Raw genomic sequence first — 20,817 nt, 5'->3', positions numbered from 1 at the left:
GATGGGCATTGTGGCCTGTACGCGCTGCACAAAGGCATGGCCTTTTGGCACGCAAATCTGCGGGCGTTGTGGCCATAAAATGGTGTCGCGCGATTTTGGCAGCTTGCAGCGGGTTTGGGCGTTTTGGGTGATGGGGCTGATGTGCTATGTTCCCGCGAATTTATATCCCATGCTTCAGACCAAGACGTTGTTTCAGAAAGACGAAAGCACGATTATCAGCGGTGCCGTTGAATTGGCCCAGCACGGCGCATTCGGCATCGCTTTTATCATTTTGCTGGCCTCGGTGGTCATTCCTTTGGCAAAATTCTGGGCCATCGCCTTTTTGGCGATCAGCGTCAAAAGCAGTAAAATGGCGTCAAACCACGCGCGGCATTTTATGTATGAAATCGTTGAATACATTGGCCGTTGGTCAATGATCGATATCTTTGTCGTTGCGATTTTATCATCGCTGGTGCAACTCAAGACACTGGCAACAATCAATCCCGGACCCGCGAGCATGTTTTTCGCACTTTCCGTGATCTTCACGATGCTTTCGGCGCAGGCTTTCGATTCCCGTATGATTTGGGATGACCAGGCAAGGGATGGGGACTCCGTTTAAAATGACTGATACACCACCTGACGTGTCGATCAAATCCGCACGCAAGATATTCCTGAGCGGCGCGTCGATCGTATGGATCATTCCGTTATTGGCGCTTTTGGTTGCCCTGGGTGTCGCGTGGAACAGCTATAATGCGCGCGGGCCCGAAATTTACGTTGAATTCGAAAAGGGTGCCGGCATCAAGGCGGGTGAAACCGAATTGCGGTATCGCGATGTGACCGTCGGCCGCGTCGAAGCGGTCGGGTTCTCCCGGGGATTGGGCAAGGTTGTTGCCACGATCCGCGTCGATAAAGATGTGGCACCCTATATTGATAACAGCGCCGCATTCTGGATCGTGCAGCCCGAAGTGTCTGCCAAAGGGATTACCGGTCTGAGTACCGTGTTAAGCGGGGTCTATATTGAAGGGTCCTGGAACGACGAAATCGGCACCTTTGAAAACCGCTTTAGCGGGGCTGACTCTGCGCCGCTGATCCGGGCGGGACAGAACGGTTTGCAGATCGCGTTTCGTACGGTCGGGAACGGTCAACTGACAGACGACGCGCCGATCCTGTATCGCGGCATCGAAGTGGGCCGTCTGGGCAAGGCCGAAATCGCACCGCTTGGCAATTTCGCAATCGTGGAGGCGTTGATCTATGAAGAGCACCGCAATCTGATAAACACATCCACCCGCTTTTGGGAAAGTTCCGGATTTAGCGTCTCTATCGGGCCAAGCGGTGCCGAAATCGATTTCCAATCCATCGCGACACTTATTGGGGGTGGCGTGACCTTTGACACATTCGTGTCAGGCGGGGGTCGGGTCCAAGACGGGACCGTGTTTGAAATCTTTTCAAGCAAAGAAGAGGCCCGCAGCGCGGTATTCAATTCCTCTGCCGTCGATCCGCTGGAGCTAAGCGTGATCTTTGATGAAAATGTTTCGGGCCTTGCGGTCGGGGCTGCAGTTGAATTGAGCGGGCTGAACATCGGTCAGGTCGAAGCATTGTCCGGCATTGTTGATTACGACCAGTTTGGCGACAGCCGTGTCCGTTTGAATGTGACCCTTTCGATCCAGCCCGCGCGCCTTGGCCTTCCCGGCGAGGTATCGGCAGAAAGCGCGCTGGAATTCCTGCAAGACCGCGTGGCGAACGGTTTGCGCGCGCGTCTGGCCTCTGCCAGCCTGCTGACCGGCGGCCTTAAGGTTGAACTGGTGACGGTCGAAGGCGCGCCAACGGCACGGCTGGTTGCGGCACCTGATGGTTTGCCTGTCATGCCGACAACGAAAAACGAAACCTCTGACGCGGCTGCAACCGTGGAAGGTGTGTTCACCCGTATCAATAACCTGCCCATCGAAGAGCTGTTGAACAGCGCCATTGCCCTGATGAATTCGGCCCAGTCGTTTATCGGCAGTGACGAATTGCAACAGACGCCCAAAGATGTGCGGACGTTGATCAACGAAGTCACCGGATTGGTTGCATCGGATTCCGTGCAAAACATCCCGGTTACCTTGAACGCGACCTTGTCGCGGGTCGAAGCGCTGGTCGCAACGCTTGAGCAAGAGCAAATGGCCAGGCGGTTGATGGATGCCGTTGACGCGGTATCCGGTGCCGCGGATGCGTTCACAAGCTCAACCGAAGGCGTGCCGGAACTGATCACAGAGATGCAGGCCGTCGCCGCGAAAGCCGGCGAGATCGAGTTGCAGCAATTGGTGGACGAGCTGACCGCGTTGACCCGTTCAGCCGACGCCGTTATCGGTACCCCTGATGCTATTGCATTGCCGGGATCGCTGAAAAATGCGTTGGACGAGCTGAATTACACCCTGCAAGAACTGCGTGAAGGCGGGGCTGTTGAAAATGTGAACCAAACCCTGGCTTCCGCACGCAATGCCGCCGATAATATCGCCGTATCGGCAAAAGACCTGCCACAAATCGTTGACCGACTGTCATCGCTGTTCAATCAGGCCAGCCGTACAATTCAGGGATATGATCAAGGCGAACAGATAAGCCGCACCGCACAAGAGACACTGCGTGATATTCAAAAAGCGGCTGACGCGCTTGCTTCTTTGGCGCGGACCATTGAACGTAATCCAAACTCGCTACTGCTAGGACGCTAAAAAATGAATGCTTTGAAAACGATTGCAACATTGGGCTTTGCCTTGGCGCTTGCGGCCTGCGGGTCTGTGGATCGCTATGCTGTTACGATCCCCCCTGTGACGGAAACCGTGCGCATTGCATTTAGATCGGTCGAGGTGCGCGATGTGTCCTTGCCCAGCTATGCAGCTGCCGACGAAATCCACATTCGTAAAAATGACGGCACATTGGTCAGCTCTTCAGATCAACTGTGGGCCGATGCGCCCGAACGCGCCGTCGCGCTTGAGCTGAGTGAAAGCCTGTCCCGCCTAACCAACCGCCGCATCGCATCCGAGCCGTGGCCCTTTGAGGCCTACCCCGATGCCCGGCTCGAGCTGCGTTTTGCCGAGCTATTGGCGACAGAAACCGGTCAGTTCCGCGCAACCGGCCAGTATTTCGTTGCCGTCACCGGCGGTGGCCGGGAACGGTCGGGCCTGTTCGATCAAACCGTCACGTTTGACCCCAAGAGCGGCCCCGCCGGAATTGCCGCTGCACGCGGGCAGGTGATTCTCAAGCTGGCCGAATTTATTGCAAAAGACGGGTTGATGTAATGGCAGCGCTGAAAGTCACGCGAACTAGTGTGTGGCAGTCAACTTTATGTTGAAATTTCCGACCAAGCCATTAGTAGTCCCCCAAATATGACAGGGTAGCCAATTCTTAGCAGGACAATAGGATCAGCACGGTAGCTGGCACATGAAACTTTACTGAGCCGAACTTTGGTTGAAATTGATTTGGTGGCGGATTTCCTCCACGGAATTGAGCCACCTTTTGAAGAACGACAGGAATACAATGCGCGATATTTTGCAGAAACCTCAGGGCGGATCCGAAGCCGAAGAGGATACAATCGACATTGGTGCCCTGATCGGGACTCTATGGCGGGGAAAGTGGCTGATCGCGATCGTGACCGGCATCGCAATGACCCTGGCCATTTACTATGCGTATTTCGTGGCAATTCCGATGTACCGCTCCACTGCGGTGGTAATTTTGCAGACAAAGCAGGATAGCATTGTTGACCTGCAATCCGTTGCCGGCGGTCTGTCGGGCGACAGCACCGAGGTAAACACCCAAGTAGAGGTGTTGAGGTCTCGTGGTTTGGCTGAAAAAGTGGTCGAGCGGCTAAACCTGATCGAAGATCCGGAGTTTAACGGCAGTTTGAGGGAACCGTCGCTGATCGGATCGGTCATTGGCATGATCAAATCTATCATCCGCCCCAGCAGTTCCGATGCAATCGCGCAGGATGAAGTTCTAAAGAAGAACCGTATCCGCGATAACGTAACTGCCAACTTGCTGAGCAAAATTGCGGTAAGCAACATCCGGCAAAGTCTGGTCTTCAATATTGCAGTTGAAACCCAATCGCCGGTCAAATCTGCAAAAATCGCTGATACACTGTCCGAAATCTATATTTTGAACCAGATCGAAGTGAAGTTCGCCGCAACCGAGCAAGCGACAGAATGGTTGAGCAATCGGGTTTCCGAATTGCAGGTCCAGTTGGAGACCGCTGAAAAGAAAGTATCGGATTTCACCGCGCAAACGCAGCTTGTCTCTGTTGACGGATTGCAAGCACTCGAGCGGCAGATCAAGGATCTGCGGGATCGGATCACCAATGCCGAGATCACCAAGGCTGGCCTTGAGAAAGCGCTGGACGAGCTGAACGCCGCCAAAACGCCTGACGAAAAACTGGCCGTGGCCAATGATGCGACGCTTAACCGTATCGCCAGTGGCGGGATGTCATCTGCGGCGAACCTGAACACGTTTGATCTGCGCTTTCAGACGATCATCAATCGCGTGCAGACAGATATCACACGGGCCGGGCAACAATTGACCGCCTTGCGCCTGTCGGAAACGGAGCTTGGCAGCCAGCTTGAGAACCAAGGCCAAGACCTGATTGCGCTGCAACAGTTGACCCGTGAATCCGAGGCAACCCGGCTGTTGTACGAATATTTCCTGACCCGTTTGAAAGAAACATCCGCCCAGGAAGGCATTCAAAAAGCGGATAGCCGGGTTTTGTCCCATGCTGTTGTGCCCGCGCGCCCGAGCGCGCCCAAGAAATCGCAGATCGTAGCGCTTGCCATGATCCTTGGGGCCATGATCGGTTCCGGCCTTGTGCTGCTGCGCGAGTTCCGGATGAGCACGTTCCGCACGGCGGGCGATCTGGAAGCCTACACAGGTTATACCGTTCTGGGGCAAATACCGCTGATCCCGACCCGTAAACGTCAGGACACGTTGCAGTATCTTTCGGACAAGCCAACATCGGCCGCAGCAGAAGCCATTCGCAACCTGCGAACCTCCTTGATGTTGTCGAATCTTGATAAGAAGCCTCAGGTCATCGTGTCAACTTCGTCGATCCCCGGCGAGGGTAAAACCACGGTTTCGCTGGCTCTGGCCAAGTTCCTGTCCGGTCTGGGGAAATCCGTGCTGCTGATCGAAGGTGATATCAGACGCCGGACGTTGAACGAATATTTCCCCTCCCTGCCAAAAGTCGGCATTGCGTCCGTGTTGAACCGGGAAATTGATTTTGCCGATGCCATTCACCGCCCAAAGGGTTTTGAAGCGGATGTTCTGGCGGGTGAAAAAACCAGCGTGAACGCGGCGGATATTTTCTCGTCCGATACCTTCAAGACGTTCATCGCCGAGATGCGCAAGCAATATGATTTTATCATCATCGATACGCCGCCAGTGTTGGTTGTTCCCGACGCGCGGATCATTGCCCAGAATGCTGACGCGATCCTGTTCTCGGTGAAATGGGACAGCACCAGCAAGGCGCTATTGGACGAATCCATGCGGATGTTCCACAATTCCAATCAGCGTATTACCGGGTTTGTTCTGGGTCAGATTGATGAAAAGGGCATGAAAAGATACGGCTATGGTGCCAAGGGCGGTGCATATGCCGCGTATGGCCAGGGCTATTACGAAACCTGACGCCACCGGGTGTCGCTGCCTCAAAATTGCCTGATTGATACCTTTGCGTTGCCTTAGCTTCGACGTCCTTATGTCCGATATTCGACTGGAATCATTCCAAGCGGGGTCATCGACATGTCACGTACCAAAGAAATCTTTACTGCCGCAGGCACCCTTGGTTGCGCTTTGGGCATCGGATTTATCATGCAAAGCTCTGACGCGGCGACCGACCGTTACGGGGCCGCATCGGACGTGGCGCAGCATGAGCGTGAGATGCAAGGCCTTGCCGCTGAATCGTCGATCCTCGAGGTGCAGGATATCGAACTGACATCGGCAGCCTTTGATCTGGACCAAGAGAAAGTCGAGGTCGAGTTTTCTGTACCCGCTACAGAGGCAACGCTTGCCGCCGTATCAGACGTTGAAGCGCCTGTGGCAGGGTCTTCGGCACAGGTGGTCTCTGACAGTTGCGAGATCAGCGCCGAGGCGCGCCCGATGGCCGCCGCAATGGTAAACCTTACCCTTGATGCGCCGTGCCTTCCGAACGAACGGATCACCGTTCATCACAACGGCATGATCTTTTCGCAAACCACGTCGTCCACCGGCGGGCTGAACATCAACGTTCCCGCCCTAAGCGAAACAGCCGTGTTTGTATTTGCCTTTGGCAATGGTGACGGTGCCGTGGCGCAGGCCAAAGTCGAAGACCTTGCCGATTTTGACCGTGTGGTCCTGCAATGGAAAGACAACGCCGGCTTCGAGATTCACGCGCTTGAGTTCGGCGCAGGATACGGCGACGCCGGCCATGTCTGGTCTGGCAAGCCGCGCGATATGGCGTCAGCGATCACAGGCGAAGGCGGGTTTATCACCATCAACGGTGATTTGAGCGCGACTTCACCGATGATTGCCGAAGTGTATACCTTGCCTGCTGACAGTGTTGGCCGCGATGGCGGCGTTGCAATCAGCGTCGAGGCAGAGGTGAATTCACGCAATTGCGGCCAGGAGATAGAAGCCCAATCCTTGGAACTGGTTTCGGGGAATGATATCCGAACACGAGATTTAACCCTGTCTGTGCCCGATTGTGATGCAGTTGGTAGCTTTCTGGTGTTGAATAATCTGTTCACAGACCTGAAAGTTGCCAGCAACTAAATCAGCGTTTGAGGGTACATGCTCACTTCATTACGTGCGGCGGTTTTCGCCGCACTTTTCATATTTGGCTGGGCTGGATCCTTGGTGGCACAGGATGTGGCGCTGACGTCGCGGGATGGCAAGATCGAACTTAGCGGGACACTGCTGGGTTTTGACGGCGAATTTTACCGGATCGACACCGAATATGGCGAACTGACCGTCGACGGGTCAGGAGTACAATGTTCTGGTCCGGGCTGTCCCAACCTCGAAAGCTATGTCGCTGAGCTGCAATTATCCGGCTCGGCCACAATGGGGCAGGTTCTGATGCCCGCCCTCATTGACGCCTTTGCCGCTCGAAGCGGCTATCGCGCCCGCCGTGAAGATGAGGAAGACGACCGGTTTACCTATCTTCTGGAAGACGAGAAAACCGGGAAGACAGTTGGCATCTTTATGTTTCATGCCAGCAATACCGACGAGGGCTTTGCCGATCTACTGGCCGATGAGGCCGATATCGTGATGTCCCTGCGCGAAATGCGCCCCGAGGAACGCCAACGTGCCCGAGAAGCAGGAATGGGCGACATGACAGGGCTGAACCGTAGCCGTGTGTTGGCCTTGGATGCGGTTGTTCCGGTGGTGTCGGCGTCGAGCCCGGTTAAATCCATTTCGCCAGTCACCCTGGCTGGAATTTTTTCCGGCAAGATCACGAATTGGAACAGCTTGGGCGGGCCTGACGCGCCGATTGATCTGCACCTGCCCGATGACAGCAGCGGTCTGGCGCAGGCGATCACGGATCAGGTCTTGGGCCCTGTCGACCTGGAACTGGCGAAAGGTATCACCCGCCATGCGCTGCCGGTTGATTTGGCGACTGCCGTTGCAGCTGATACTTTTTCCCTGGGCATCACCAGCTATGCCGAGCGGCGAAATACCAATGTGTTGACGTTAACAGGCGCTTGCGGGTTTGCGCTTGATGCCTCTCGCCGGACGATCAAAACCGAAGACTATCCGTTGACGGCACCGATGTTTCTGTATTTTCCGGCTCGGCGTTTGCCGCAATTGGCGCGGGATTTTCTGTCGTTCACCCGCAGCCCGACGGCGCAGATCGTAATCCGCCGGGCGGGATTTGTGGATCAAACCCCCGAAGAAATCCCGGTCGATGATCAGGGCAATCGTTTTGCCAACGCGATCAGTGTCGCCGGCCCCGAAACCACCTTGGAAGAACTGCAACGCATGACTGCGACGCTGACCCCGATGGCGCGGCTTTCCACGTCTTTCCGGTTTGAAACAGGGTCGGTCAGACTGGATGCGCAATCGCGGTCAAACGTACAGCAATTGGCCCGCGCGCTTGAGGTTGGTCAGTATGATGCGCGCCGCCTTTTGTTCGTAGGTTTCAGTGATGGTGAAGGGGCTGCCCGCGCCAACCGAGAGATTGCCCTGCGCCGTGCAGAAGCCGTGCGCCGTGCCGTAACCACCGCAGCCGTAACCGTTAACCTTGAACGTGTGACATTGGATGTTGATGCGTTCGGCGAGGCGTTGCCAATGGCCTGCGATGACAGCGCGTGGGGCCGGCAGGCCAACCGGCGCGTCGAAGTCTGGGTGCGCTAGGCCGTTAACGGAACTGCGGCGGATCGTATTTCAGCAAGACCGGCACGACCAATTCTTCCTCGTCGGTAAGGTGACGGTTCAGCATCGGGCGAAACGCATCCAACCGCCCTTTGAACGCGGCTGCCGCATCGATAAACCCCTCAGTCGCCCCGCCGTGTTGCAAGACGCCATTGGCGCTGGTTGCCAGATCCGACAGGATGCCATCCAAGGCATGATGATCGGCATCCAGAATATCAAAACCCCGCTCGACGTTTTTTTCAAGCTTGGCCATCACGGGGAAATATTGTGCATCCTCGATCTGATGATGTCCGTGCAATTCATTGATCAGCATGCCGCCAAACCGGTGCAGTTTACGTTTATAAACGTCTTGGGATTCAGCGCCATCCAGCGCTGCTTTGACGTCGCTGTCCAACTGGTCCAGCAAGCGGCGAAACATCATGTGACGGTCAAGCCAAAAGGCGATCAGCTGGGAATAGTTGGGGTTTTGAACCCAACCGGCACGGGGGTATGCTTTGATCAGGGCGCGCAGTGCATCTGGCAACCCGTCGCGTTTTGAAAGAAGCAAATCTTGGGGGATATTCATATCTGTCATGGAGTGCGTGATAGAAGATACGGGCCGTCACGTAAATTCTGCAAATCCGAACAGGTCAGCCGCAGATTTAAAGATATCCTTCGGATCGAAAGCTCAGCTCGTTTGATTTTCCAATGATCAGATGGTCGTGCAGGGTCATCCCAAGGGCCTGGCAGGCTGCCATAACCTGCTGTGTCATGTCGATGTCAGCCTGGGACGGGGTCGGATCGCCGGATGGATGATTATGCACCAGAATCAACGCGCTGGCGTTTAATTCAAGCGCCCGTTTTGCGACCTCTCGGGGGTAGACGGGCACATGGTCAACCGTTCCCTTGCCTTGTTCCTCGTCTGTGATGATGACGTTTTTACGGTCAAGATAGAGAACCCGAAACTGTTCGGTTTCGCGGTGCGCCATCACGGTGTGGCAATAATCAAGCAGGGCGTCCCAACTGGACACAACATGGCGCTGCATGATTTTTGACCGGGCCATGCGATGCGCTGCTGCTTCGACGATTTTGAGCTCGACAATAACGGCATCGCCGACCCCTGAAATATCGCGCAAGCGCGGCTCGGGGGCTGTGATAACGCGGTTGAAATCGCCAAACCTGTCCATCAGTGCACGGGCAAGCGGTTTCACATCGCGGCGGGGGATAGCGCGGAACAGGACCAGTTCAAGCAGTTCGTAATCCGGGAGCGGGTCAGCACCTCCTTGCATGAACCGCGCCCGCAACCGTTGGCGGTGATCGGCAATGTAGGAAGGTTGCTTGGCTGAAACAGGGGTCGCCAAAGGTGCTTCATCCCGAAGGAAGGGCAGCAGTGGATCAGCAAAAGAGGAGGCGTTTTTTCGCATAGCAGCAGCATCTATGGCCACTGGTTACAAACAAGTTAACGCGTCCGAAGAAACACAGGATGTGGGGTCAGGCGGGGCCAAAGCCCCACCCTAATTTTAGCCCTTCATCGAATCCCAAAAGGATTTGACCGAGGAAAAGAAGCTGCTGGATTCCGGGTTGTTGTTCTCGGATTCCTTTTCAAACTCTTGCAGCAATTCTTTTTGGCGACTGGTCAGGTTCACGGGCGTCTCGACCGCCAGTTCGATGATCATATCGCCCGTGCCACCACCGCGCAGGGGGGGCATACCCTTGCCCCGCAAACGCATCTGACGGCCCGACTGGCTGCCCGACGGGATTTGAACACGCCCGCGCCCACCATCAATGGTCGGCACTTCGATGCTGCCACCCAAGGCGGCCGTGCTCATTGACACGGGAACGCGGCAAAACAGGTTTGGCCCGTCACGCTCAAACAGCTCGTGATCTTGCACTTCGATAAAGATGTACAAATCACCCGATGGACCGCCACGCATCCCGGCTTCGCCTTCGCCAGCAAGGCGAATACGTGTGCCAGTTTCGACACCCGCGGGGATATTCACCGAAAGCGCGCGTTCTTTTTCAAGGCGGCCCGCACCCCGGCAGGATTTGCATGGGTTTTTAACGATTTGACCCATACCCGAACAGGTCGGGCAGGTACGTTCGACCGTGAAAAACCCCTGCTGCGCGCGCACCTTGCCCATGCCGGAACAGGTCGGGCAAGTCGTGGGTTCAGCGCCGCCTTCGGCACCTGTGCCACTACAGGAATCGCAGGCAACGGATGTTGGCACATTGATCGATTTTTGCAGTCCCGTGAAAGCATCCTCAAGCGAGATGCCAAGGTTGTAGCGCAGGTCAGCACCGCGCGCGGCACGACGTCCGCCGCCGCCAGCACCACGTTGCCCCATGAAATCGCCGAACAAATCGTCGAATACATCGGAAAATGCGGATGAAAAATCACCCTGACCGCCGCCGCCGAAACCACCAGGACGCTGACCGCCACCGCCCATGCCACCTTCAAAAGCGGCGTGACCGTAACGGTCATAGGCTGCTTTCTTGTCGGCGTTCTTTAGAACCTCATACGCTTCGTTCGCTTCTTTGAACTGGGCTTCGGCCTTGGGATTGTCGGCATTGCGGTCGGGATGCAATTCTTTGGCTTTGGTACGGTAGCCTTTTTTGATCTCGTCAGCGGATGCACCTTTGGCAACCCCGAGGATCTCGTAATAGTCACGTTTGGCCATGAATTAGCTCCTACGCTGGAACGTGACGGGCCGGCCCGGCAAGCGGACCGGCCCCATCAGTGGTTCCAATGGCACGCTTACGCGCGCTTGTTGTCGTCCAGATCTTCGAAGTCGGCATCAACGATATCGTCATCGCCATGAGGTGCATCAGCTGCCTCGGCCATGTCTTCGTTGCTGTCTTGTGCGGCCTTATAGATGGCTTCGCCCAATTTCATCGCTGCTTCTGTGACGTTCTGAATGCCCGATTTGATCTTTTCGACGTTGTCGGTTTCCAGCTCGTCATTCAGGGCCGCGATGGCCAGTTCGATCGCTTCGACGGTGGTTGGGTCAACCTTGTCGGCATGCTCTTCCAACGACTTTTCGGTCGAGTGGATCAGCGATTCCGCTTGGTTTTTCGCTTCGATCAATGCGCGACGTTCCTTGTCGGCCTCGGCATTGTCTTCGGCGTCTTTCACCATCTTTTCGATGTCTGCATCGGACAAACCACCAGAGGCCTGGATCGTGATCTTTTGTTCCTTGCCTGTGCCTTTGTCCAGCGCGCCAACAGCAACGATACCGTTCGCGTCGATGTCAAAGGTCACTTCGATCTGGGGCATGCCGCGTGGTGCTGGCGGGATGCTTTCCAGGTTAAAGGCACCAAGGATCTTGTTGTCCGCAGCCATTTCGCGTTCACCTTGGAACACGCGGATGGTCACAGCGTTCTGGTTGTCTTCGGCAGTCGAAAAGACCTGAGACTTTTTGGTCGGGATCGTGGTGTTACGATCGATCAGACGGGTAAATACGCCGCCCAATGTTTCGATACCCAGCGACAACGGTGTAACGTCAAGCAGAACAACGTCTTTCACGTCGCCTTGCAGAACGCCCGCCTGAATGGCCGCACCCATGGCAACAACCTCGTCAGGGTTCACACCCTTGTGCGGCTCTTTGCCAAAGAATTTGGTCACTTCTTCGATGACGCGCGGCATGCGGGTCATACCACCAACCAAAACGACTTCGTCGATGTCAGAGGCCGAGATACCAGCGTCTTTCAACGCGGCGGCACATGGCTTCATCGACGCTTTGATCAGGTCACCAACCAGCTGTTCCAGTTTGGAACGGGTCAGTTTCATCACCATGTGCAAGGGCGAACCGTCTTTGCCCATCGAGATGAACGGCTGGTTGATCTCTGTCTGGCTTGCGCTGGACAGTTCGATCTTGGCCTTTTCTGCCGCTTCCTTCAGACGCTGAAGCGCCATCTTGTCTTTGGTCAGGTCAACGCCATTGGTCTTTTTGAATTCATCCGCAAGGTAGTTCACGATGCGCATGTCAAAGTCTTCACCACCAAGGAACGTGTCACCGTTGGTGGATTTAACTTCGAACAGACCGTCGTCGATTTCCAGGATGGTTACGTCGAATGTACCACCGCCAAGGTCATAGACCGCGATTGTCTGTGTTTCTTTTTTGTCCAGACCATAGGCCAGGGCCGCCGCTGTCGGTTCGTTGATGATCCGCAGCACTTCAAGACCGGCAATCTTGCCCGCGTCTTTGGTGGCCTGACGCTGGGCGTCGTTAAAGTATGCAGGCACAGTGATAACCGCCTGGGTCACTTCTTCGCCCAGATACGATTCAGCTGTTTCCTTCATCTTGCCAAGGATGAACGCAGAGATTTGCGAAGGGGAATATTTCTCGCCCTTGGCTTCGACCCATGCGTCGCCATTGCCGCCGTCGATGACGTTAAACGGCAGGTTCTTTTTGTCCTTGGCCAGATCCGGGTCATCGTTGCGACGCCCGATCAGGCGCTTAACGCCGAAAATTGTGTTTTCTGGGTTTGTGACCGCTTGCCGCTTGGCAGGCTGGCCGACCAGACGCTCGTCGTCGGTAAAGGCGACGATTGATGGAGTTGTACGTGCACCTTCCGCGTTTTCGATAACGCGTGGCTGGCTGCCGTCCATAATGGCGATACAGCTGTTGGTGGTTCCTAGGTCGATACCAATTACTTTGGCCATGGTTTGATCCCTCATTGAGTTAAGGCGATGACACGAGGCTTGGGCCCATTGTGGCACCCGTGCCCCGATCTTTTGGACCAAGGGCGGGATGCCCTCAGCGGTTCGATGGGTATATAAGGAGCAGTTCTGGACCCTGCAACCGTTGCATGAGAAAGGAAATGGAGAATCTGTGTGGATTTTTCCGTATTCAGGCCATGAGGGGCAAATAAATGACGGTTTTGCGGTTGCGTGGCTTTGAAATCCACAAAGCGTTTCTTGATCCCGATGCGCAGCGCGCCGTGCTGGATGGGGTGCGCACTGTGGTCAAGGCAGCCCCGTTTTTCCGCCCGGTCACACCCGGTGGGCAAAAGATGTCTGTGCGTATGACGTCTGCGGGTCAGTATGGCTGGATGTCGGATGCCGACGGCTATCGCTATGCAGAAACCCATCCGAACGGGGCGGTCTGGCCTGCGATCCCTGATCCCGTTTCGGCGATTTGGGACAGCCTGACAGGGTTGGAGCGCAGGCCCGAGTGTTGCTTGATCAACTATTACGCATCTGACGCGAAAATGGGCATGCACCAAGACCGCGACGAGGCCGATTTCAGGTGGCCGGTGGTATCGGTTTCGCTGGGCGACGAAGCGCTGTTTCGGATCGGCGGCCAAAAGCGCGGCGGCAAAACCGACAGTCTTTGGCTGCAATCAGGCGATGTGGTTGTCATGGGCGGCGAGGCGCGTTTGAACCATCACGGGGTGGACCGGATCAGGGCCGGATCGTCAAAGTTGCTGCCTAAAGGCGGGCGTATCAACCTGACCCTGCGTGTGGTCGATTAGGTCAGCGCCGCGCGTTCCAGCTGGCCGAGGCGTGTTTGCGGGTATAAAATTCGCCCATCAAACCGATCACCATCAAAACGACACCAACCCAGACCGCGTATTCCCAATTGCTGTAGCGTGGGTTGTAATTGATGAATGCGAAACCGCGCGCCTGATCGATGATGTGGAACAGCGGGTTCCAGTCAAACATGGCCAGCATGAAACTGGGCAGTGAATTGGCCAGAAACATCTTGCCCGACGCGATCATGTTGGCACGCTGGTACAGGGACGTGAAAATCGTCGCAAAAGACGGTGCCCAAGGTTTGATTGCAAGCAAGACCATGCCAACGGCTACTCCGGTGAACCATGCCACCATCATCATGCCAAACACCCCTGACCAGTCGTAGATAACCACCGGATTAAAGGCGAGGTGATAGACCGACATGATCATCACCAGCGACAGCATCTGAACATAAAGGGACCCCAACGCCGCAGCCGCCAAAGCGACCATCGTTGTCATCGGGGCATGTTGCATCATCGGGCTGGCGGGCCCCTCGGCTGCGACAACAGCCGTCACCGTTTTGGTGTGCATCATGTAAAGGAAGATGCCGCTCATGATATAGATGACAAAGTCACCCCTGATCGCAGATCCACGCATGCCGAGGAGCGAAAACATCACATAGAAGACGCCAACAAAGATCACCGCCTGAAAGATGTTGATCCCGATCGCAGCAAAGGCATTGTTGTGCTGCTTGCGCACCTGCCGGACAACCGAATGATACACCAGTTCAGCAATCGAAAGGGCGGAGGCGAGTGGCCCTTGGGCAGTGCGGCGGGGTTGGAACATCTCAAAAGCCTCTATGCAATGGGTTTTTGCACGGAATTCTTGCTGTTCCGTTAATCTATAATCATAAGGGGTCTGCGCAAAGTAATCAACGAAACTGAAGGGGTCGCGTCATAATGGATTATCAAAAGCTGGTGACAGTGATGCGGCGTCTATCGCTGGAGGCGGGCGACAAGATCATGGAGATCTACGGAACCGATGATTTTGAGGTGAAAACCAAGTCTGATGAAAGCCCCGTCACAATCGCGGACGAGGCAGCGGACAAGATCATTTCCGACGGTCTGCGCGCTGCATTTCCCGATGTTATGCTGGTCACCGAAGAACAATCCGCCACACATACCGCCAGTGGCGATACGTTCCTGATCGTTGATCCGCTGGACGGCACCAAGGAATTTATCAACCGCCGGGGTGATTTCACCGTGAACATCGCCCTTGTCGAAGGCGGCGTGCCGACCCGTGGTGTCGTCTATGCCCCTGCGCGCGGGCGTATGTTCTTTACGCTGGCAGATGGCAGCGCTGTTGAAGAAACCGGTGATTTCCCCAAGGGTGAAACGGGCCCGACAAAGGCAATTACAGTCTCTAACCCGGATAATTCGGCGCTTATGGTCGTGGCATCGAAATCGCATCGCGATCAGGCGACCGATGACTATATCGCCAAATACAACGTGCGTGACATGACCAGCGCGGGCTCGTCGCTCAAGTTCTGTCTGATCGCCACGGGCGAGGCTGATCTGTATCCGCGTGTGGGTCGCACGATGGAATGGGACACTGCCGCGGGTCACGCAGTCCTGAACGGGGCAGGCGGTGCGGTTGTGCGCTTTGATGATCTGACACCGCTGACATACGGCAAGGCTGATTTCGCAAATCCGTTCTTTATCGCCTATGCACCCGGCGTCGATCTAAAGGCGTCTTGATGTCGGTCCTGATTGTAATCCCTGCCCGCTATGCATCGACCCGCTATCCGGCGAAACCTTTGGCGATGCTCAAGGGGGCCAGCGGCACATCCCGCAGTCTGATTGAACGCAGCTGGCGCGCGGCCTGCGAAGTGCAGGGTGTGGACAAGGTTGTTGTCGCAACCGACGATGACCGGATCAAATCGGCGGCAGAAGCCTTTGGTGCCGAAGTCGTCATGACGTCGGTTGAATGCGCCAATGGAACAGAACGTTGCGCCGAGGCACACGCGGTTCTGGGCGGCGGATACGACATCGTTGTGAACCTTCAGGGGGACGCCCCCCTGACGCCGCATTGGTTCGTCGAAAGCCTGGTCGAGGGGCTGAAAAGCGACCCTAAAGCAGGGATAGCCACGCCTGTGTTGCGTTGCGATGGTGCTGCGTTGAACAGCCTGCTTGCCGATCGCAAAGCGGGGCGCGTCGGGGGCACGACATCTGTCTTTGCGGCCGATCACAGTGCGCTCTACTTCTCGAAAGAAGTCGTGCCGTTCACGTCGAAAACCTATGGCGACGATGATCCGACACCGGTTTTTCATCACGTGGGTGTCTATGCATATCGCCCCGATGCGCTGGCTGCATACCCCGCGTGGCCCGTTGGCCCGCTTGAGCAGCTCGAAGGGTTGGAACAGCTTCGGTTCATGGAAAACAGTCATACGGTTTTGTGCGTCGAGGTGGAGGCAAAAGGCCGCCAGTTCTGGGAATTGAACAACCCCGAAGACGTGCCCAAGATCGAGGCAATGATGGCGCAGATGGGTTTGGAATGATCGACCTGCCTGTCAGTGTTGTGATCGTCAGTCGTGGACGCCCACAATCACTGGCTCGCACGCTGACAGGCATTTCGCAGCTGCAATACTGGAATTTCGAGGTGGTCGTCGTTGCGGACCCCGCAGGGATCGCATCGGCCACAGCCTTGCCCTTTGCCGACGACCTAAAGCTGGTCCCTTACGATACGCCTAATATCTCGGCTGCGCGCAATCTTGGGCTTTGCCATGCTGCGGGCGAGATCATTGCGTATATTGACGATGATGCGGTGCCTGAACCCATGTGGCTGCGCCATCTGGTTGCCCCTGCCATGCGCAGTGGTGTTGCGGCGATGGGGGGATATGTGCGCGGACGCAATGGCATTTCCTATCAATGGAAAGCTGCCAGTCTGGACAATAACGGGATGCCCCACGCGCTGACGCTTGATCCGCAACAGGCGACAGTGATGACGCCACCAAAAGGCCGCGCGATCAAGACAGAAGGCACTAACATGGCGTTTAGGCGCGATGTGGTGATTGATCTGGGCGGGTTCGATCCGGCCTTTCACTATTATCTGGACGAAACCGATCTGAACATGCGCTTGGCCAAAGCGGGCTATGCCACGGCGATTGTCCCTTTGGCCGAGGTCCACCACGGCTACGCAGAAAACCGAATGCGGACAGCGGCGAGGGTGCCGACCGACCTGTTCGATATCGGGGCAAGCTGGGCCGTTTTCCAACGCAAACACGTACCCCAAGGCGACAGACCCGCCCAATGGCGCAGCCTTCGCAAAGAACAGCGTCAAAGGGCGCTTAGGTTTCTTCAAACTGGCGCGCTGGAACCGCGCGATATACGTCGCCTGATGCAGCGGTTGGATCGCGGCTATGCCGAAGGGCTGGAACGCAAAGTCGCACCTGCGCCGCTTGCGAAACATCCCATTGATCCGTTCAAGCGTTTCCCGAGCCAGCCAAGACACCCCAAGATGATCGTAAGCAGACCGCTCAGCGCCACACGGGACCGCAAGCGCGCGCTGGAAGATTTGGCGTCGGGCCATATCGTGACGTTGTTGATTCTGTCACCCACGGTTGCATTCCACCAAGTGTCGTTCACGGATGACGGATTATGGGTGCAGAAAGGCGGGCTTTTTGGTAAGGTTGAGCGCAGTGATCGTGTGTTCAAGCTGTCATCCAGAGCCAGAAAGGCAGAGCAGGAAACCCGGCGGATCGCTTTACAAAGAGGCTTTCGCCGATAAACGGGCAAAATCTCGCTATATTTTTCAGGCAAAACTATTTTAACACTGCATTGTTAGTGGTTTGTGTCTTACAGAGCAAAAAACAAATATGAAGTCTACAGGGGCATTTATGCGCAAGAAGGTAACAAAAGCAATTTTTCCGGTGGCGGGTTTGGGTACGCGGTTTCTACCAGCGACCAAATCGGTGCCAAAGGAAATCATGACCTTGGTCGACCGCCCTTTGATCCAGTACGCGATTGACGAAGCACGCGCTGCCGGCATCAAGGAATTCATCTTTGTGACCTCGCGCGGCAAAGGCGCATTGGAAGATTATTTTGACCACTCCCCTGTGCTCGAGCAGGAATTGCGGTCGAAAAAGAAAACCGAGCTTCTGGAAATTCTGAAGAATACAAACATGGAAAGTGGTGCCATCGCCTATATCCGCCAGCACAAGGCGTTGGGGTTGGGTCACGCTGTCTGGTGTGCCCGTCGTCTGATCGGCAACGAACCTTTCGCGGTTATGTTGCCAGATGACGTGATTGCCGCCGAAAAGCCCTGCTTGCAACAAATGGTCGAGGCCTACGCAGAAACCGGCGGCAACATGGTCGCCGCGATGGAAGTACCCCGAGAACGCGCCTCTTCCTACGGGATGCTGGATGTGGCGGACGATCAGGGCGCATTGGTCAAGGTGCGCGGCATGGTCGAAAAGCCCAAAGCCGAAGACGCTCCATCCAATCTGGCCGTGATCGGCCGCTATATCCTGTCGCCAAACGTGCTCAAGAACCTGAGCCACCTGAAATCCGGATCGGGCGGGGAAATCCAGCTGACCGATGCGATTGCGGCGGAATTGACGCAAGGCCATGACGTATACGGCTATCGCTTCAAGGGGCAACGGTTTGACTGTGGTTCTAAATCAGGGTTCCTTCAGGCGACTGTTTCCTTTGGTCTGGCCCGGGAAGACCTGCGCGATGATCTCTATGCCTATTTGCAAGATATCATGAGCGTTGATAGAGCTGCTCAATAGACTTTGGCAAAGGCGAATTGATGGCGAATGTTTTGGTAACCGGCGGTGCGGGCTATATTGGATCGCACGCATGCAAAGCCCTTGCCGCTGCCGGCTTTACCCCCGTGACCTTTGATAATTTTGTCACCGGCTGGCGTGATGCTGTCAAGTTCGGGCCGATGATCGAAGGGGATTTGCTGAACCGCGCCCAAATCGACGCGGCATTTGCGCAGTATAAACCCGTTGCAGTCATGCATTTCGCGGCACTTAGTCAGGTGGGCGACAGCATGAATCAGCCCGGTGTCTATTGGCGCAATAACGTTCAGGGATCGCTGAACCTGATCGAAGCTGCGGTTGAGGCCGAGTGCAAGAATTTCGTGTTCTCATCCACCTGCGCGACATATGGTGATCAGGATAATGTTGTTCTGGACGAAAACAGCGTTCAGCTGCCGATCAACGCCTATGGCGCGTCCAAACGTGCCATCGAAGACATCCTGCGCGATTTTGAAGTAGCCTATGGCCTGAAGAATGTGATCTTCCGCTACTTTAATGTGGCTGGCGCTGATCCCGAGGGGGAGGTGGGCGAATTCCACCAGCCCGAGACACATCTTGTGCCCTTGATGCTGGATGCGATCGACGGAAAACGCGACGCGCTGACAATCTTTGGCACGGATTATGATACGCCCGATGGCACCTGCATCCGCGACTATGTGCATGTCTGCGACCTGATTGATGCCCATGTGTTGGGTCTGAACTGGTTGCTGGAAGGCAAGCCCAGCCGGGTGTTCAATCTGGGTACCGGTACCGGGTTTTCAGTGCGCGAAGTGGTCGATCACAGCGGCGAGGTGACCAATCGCGCGGTACCCGTCAAGGAAGGCGCGCGTCGTCCGGGCGATTGCACCAAGCTGGTTTCGGGGTCCACCCGCGCTATGGCAGAGCTGGGGTGGTCCCCCAAACGGTCCACCATGTCGCAAATGATTTCTGACGCATGGAGATGGCACCAAACTGGCCGCTACGACACATAAAGCACCGCCCGCCCGGCTGCTGGATATCACGCGGACTCTGCGCCGCGCTGGGCGTATGGCGACGGGTGTGGATCGGGTCGAACTTGCCTATCTCGCGCGCTTTTTATCGGATGATGCGCCTTGCTTTGGCCTGGCCCGCACCGCGTATGGCTACCTTTTGCTGGATCGCGCCGGTTTGCAGGGGCTTCAAGACCGGATGGTCGGGCGATCTGGCTGGGGCCCGCCTGATGTTCTTTCCCGATTCCTGCGGGGCCGGTCGATGGCGGGGAAGCGCGCCGAGGCTGATTTCCGGCGGTTGGCTATTGCACGCGCTACGCCTTGGCGTCTGTCACGGTTGCTGGCTAAACTGCCTGCACCGTGCAGCTATTTCAATGTGGGCCACAGCAACCTGACCACCCGCGCTTTATCGGGGATGAACGCCAAAGGCATCGATATCAATGTGCTGGTCCACGACGTTATCCCGCTTGAATATCCGCAATACCAGCGCCCCGGGACGGTAAAGCCGTTTCAAGACAAGTTGCAGCGCGTGCAAAAATGGGCTGATCGTGTGATCTATAATTCGGCCGATACACAACGCCGGAGCGAGGCGAGAATGGCCGAATGGGGGGCTGTCCCAAACGGTATTGTTGCGCATCTGGGAACAGTAACACCCCAGTCAGACCTGTCAGCGCTGCCTGTGGGCCTGCCGCCAGAGGGGCCGTATTTTGTCACCGTCGGAACAATTGAACCTCGCAAAAACCACGCCTTCTTGCTGGATATTTGGGACGCTCTGGGCGCGGATGCACCGCTTTTGCTGATCTGTGGTACCCGTGGCTGGAACAATGAAGCGCTGTTTGCCCGTCTTGATTCTCTGGGCCCCGATAGCCGCGTGCGAGAATTGCCAGATCTGTCGGATGCTGCCCTTGGGGCACTGGTGCAAAATGCTGCTGGCGCATTGTTCCCTAGCCTTGCCGAGGGCTTTGGCCTGCCTCCGCTTGAGGCGCTGATGCTGGAAACGCGTGTTTTATGCAACGATCTTGAGGTCTTGCACGAGTTTTTGAGTGATAAGCCTGTTTACGCAAGCGTTTCAGACCAGTATCAGTGGTTAAGGGTAATAAAAAAATGGGCCAGCGCGCCAGAAATAGATGATACTTTGACGGGGTTTAAAGGTCCGACATGGCAAAATCATTTCAATAGTGTGTTAAGCCTGCGGGCGTAGACTGTCCCATAACGGGCCACTCTGGTTAAAAAGCTTAGCACACCCCCGAGAA

Annotated in this window: 18 protein-coding genes; 13 read left to right on the top strand and 5 right to left on the bottom strand. The window is 55.9% G+C overall.

Annotated elements, in window-relative coordinates; genetic code table 11:
* Position 1: 1 nt before the first annotated feature.
* The 6 genes from ACSQ13_RS16185 (at position 2) to ACSQ13_RS16160 (ending at position 8,322) form a co-directional block, all read left to right on the top strand.
* Positions 2 to 598, top strand: a complete 597-nt coding sequence (locus ACSQ13_RS16185; protein ID WP_176250449.1) for a paraquat-inducible protein A — start codon at positions 2 to 4, stop codon at positions 596 to 598.
* Position 599: 1 nt separating this feature from the next.
* Positions 600 to 2,684, top strand: a complete 2,085-nt coding sequence (locus ACSQ13_RS16180; RefSeq protein WP_255200200.1) for an intermembrane transport protein PqiB — start codon at positions 600 to 602, stop codon at positions 2,682 to 2,684.
* Between the two features lie 3 nt (positions 2,685 to 2,687).
* Entirely contained in the window at positions 2,688 to 3,251 is a 564-nt protein-coding gene (locus ACSQ13_RS16175; RefSeq protein WP_295507997.1) for a PqiC family protein, read from the top strand.
* A gap of 238 nt (positions 3,252 to 3,489) precedes the next feature.
* Positions 3,490 to 5,619: a polysaccharide biosynthesis tyrosine autokinase gene (locus ACSQ13_RS16170; RefSeq protein ID WP_295507994.1), complete on the top strand. Its 2,130-nt coding sequence runs from the start codon at positions 3,490 to 3,492 to the stop codon at positions 5,617 to 5,619.
* A gap of 114 nt (positions 5,620 to 5,733) precedes the next feature.
* On the top strand, positions 5,734 to 6,741 hold the full coding sequence (locus tag ACSQ13_RS16165) for a hypothetical protein (RefSeq protein WP_176250402.1): 1,008 nt from the start codon (positions 5,734 to 5,736) through the stop codon (positions 6,739 to 6,741).
* Positions 6,742 to 6,759: 18 nt separating this feature from the next.
* Positions 6,760 to 8,322, top strand: coding sequence for a phosphate ABC transporter substrate-binding/OmpA family protein (locus ACSQ13_RS16160; protein WP_295507990.1), 1,563 nt, complete (start codon positions 6,760 to 6,762; stop codon positions 8,320 to 8,322).
* Between the two features lie 4 nt (positions 8,323 to 8,326).
* Here ACSQ13_RS16160 and ACSQ13_RS16155 read toward each other — a convergent pair whose 3' ends face one another.
* The 4 genes from ACSQ13_RS16155 to dnaK form a co-directional block, all read right to left on the bottom strand.
* Positions 8,327 to 8,914 carry a hemerythrin domain-containing protein gene (locus ACSQ13_RS16155; RefSeq protein WP_295507987.1) on the bottom strand — a complete coding sequence of 196 codons (588 nt, stop codon included), beginning with the start codon at positions 8,912 to 8,914 and terminating at the stop codon, positions 8,327 to 8,329.
* Positions 8,915 to 8,981: 67 nt separating this feature from the next.
* Positions 8,982 to 9,743, bottom strand: coding sequence for a RadC family protein (gene radC / locus ACSQ13_RS16150; RefSeq protein ID WP_176250404.1), 762 nt, complete (start codon positions 9,741 to 9,743; stop codon positions 8,982 to 8,984).
* A 96-nt stretch (positions 9,744 to 9,839) separates the two neighbouring features.
* Positions 9,840 to 10,997, bottom strand: coding sequence for a molecular chaperone DnaJ (gene dnaJ, locus ACSQ13_RS16145; protein ID WP_176250405.1), 1,158 nt, complete (start codon positions 10,995 to 10,997; stop codon positions 9,840 to 9,842).
* A gap of 77 nt (positions 10,998 to 11,074) precedes the next feature.
* Positions 11,075 to 12,982 (bottom strand): molecular chaperone DnaK, encoded by a 1,908-nt coding sequence (gene dnaK, locus ACSQ13_RS16140; RefSeq protein ID WP_176250406.1) that lies wholly within the window; start codon positions 12,980 to 12,982, stop codon positions 11,075 to 11,077.
* 209 nt (positions 12,983 to 13,191) lie between these two features.
* Here dnaK and ACSQ13_RS16135 point away from each other — a divergent pair, with 209 nt between their 5' ends.
* Positions 13,192 to 13,794 (top strand): alpha-ketoglutarate-dependent dioxygenase AlkB family protein, encoded by a 603-nt coding sequence (locus ACSQ13_RS16135; RefSeq protein WP_295507981.1) that lies wholly within the window; start codon positions 13,192 to 13,194, stop codon positions 13,792 to 13,794.
* Position 13,795: 1 nt separating this feature from the next.
* Here ACSQ13_RS16135 and ACSQ13_RS16130 read toward each other — a convergent pair whose 3' ends face one another.
* Positions 13,796 to 14,620: an ABC transporter permease gene (locus ACSQ13_RS16130; RefSeq protein ID WP_176250408.1), complete on the bottom strand. Its 825-nt coding sequence runs from the start codon at positions 14,618 to 14,620 to the stop codon at positions 13,796 to 13,798.
* Between the two features lie 113 nt (positions 14,621 to 14,733).
* On the opposite strand from ACSQ13_RS16130, the gene cysQ reads away from it, so the two are divergent.
* The 6 genes from cysQ to ACSQ13_RS16100 all read left to right on the top strand — a co-directional run bounded on the left by cysQ (position 14,734) and on the right by ACSQ13_RS16100 (position 20,765).
* Positions 14,734 to 15,531, top strand: coding sequence for a 3'(2'),5'-bisphosphate nucleotidase CysQ (gene cysQ / locus ACSQ13_RS16125; protein WP_176250409.1), 798 nt, complete (start codon positions 14,734 to 14,736; stop codon positions 15,529 to 15,531).
* Complete coding sequence (locus ACSQ13_RS16120) at positions 15,531 to 16,331, top strand: 3-deoxy-manno-octulosonate cytidylyltransferase (protein ID WP_295507978.1); 801 nt, start codon at positions 15,531 to 15,533, stop codon at positions 16,329 to 16,331. The genes cysQ and ACSQ13_RS16120 overlap by 1 nt, the downstream gene beginning before the upstream one ends.
* Positions 16,328 to 17,560, top strand: a complete 1,233-nt coding sequence (locus tag ACSQ13_RS16115; protein WP_295507975.1) for a glycosyltransferase family 2 protein — start codon at positions 16,328 to 16,330, stop codon at positions 17,558 to 17,560. Before ACSQ13_RS16120 ends, ACSQ13_RS16115 begins: the two co-directional genes overlap by 4 nt.
* 109 nt (positions 17,561 to 17,669) lie before the next feature.
* Positions 17,670 to 18,563 carry a UTP--glucose-1-phosphate uridylyltransferase GalU gene (gene galU, locus ACSQ13_RS16110; protein ID WP_176250412.1) on the top strand — a complete coding sequence of 298 codons (894 nt, stop codon included), beginning with the start codon at positions 17,670 to 17,672 and terminating at the stop codon, positions 18,561 to 18,563.
* Positions 18,564 to 18,583: 20 nt separating this feature from the next.
* Entirely contained in the window at positions 18,584 to 19,567 is a 984-nt protein-coding gene (gene galE / locus ACSQ13_RS16105; protein WP_176250413.1) for a UDP-glucose 4-epimerase GalE, read from the top strand.
* 67 nt (positions 19,568 to 19,634) lie between these two features.
* Positions 19,635 to 20,765 (top strand): glycosyltransferase, encoded by a 1,131-nt coding sequence (locus ACSQ13_RS16100; RefSeq protein ID WP_295507970.1) that lies wholly within the window; start codon positions 19,635 to 19,637, stop codon positions 20,763 to 20,765.
* Positions 20,766 to 20,817: the final 52 nt, after the last annotated feature.

It is taken from the genome of Sulfitobacter sp. SH22 (assembly GCF_965641905.1).
GTDB lineage: Bacteria > Pseudomonadota > Alphaproteobacteria > Rhodobacterales > Rhodobacteraceae > Sulfitobacter.
This window is presented reverse-complemented; position numbering and strand designations above follow the sequence as displayed.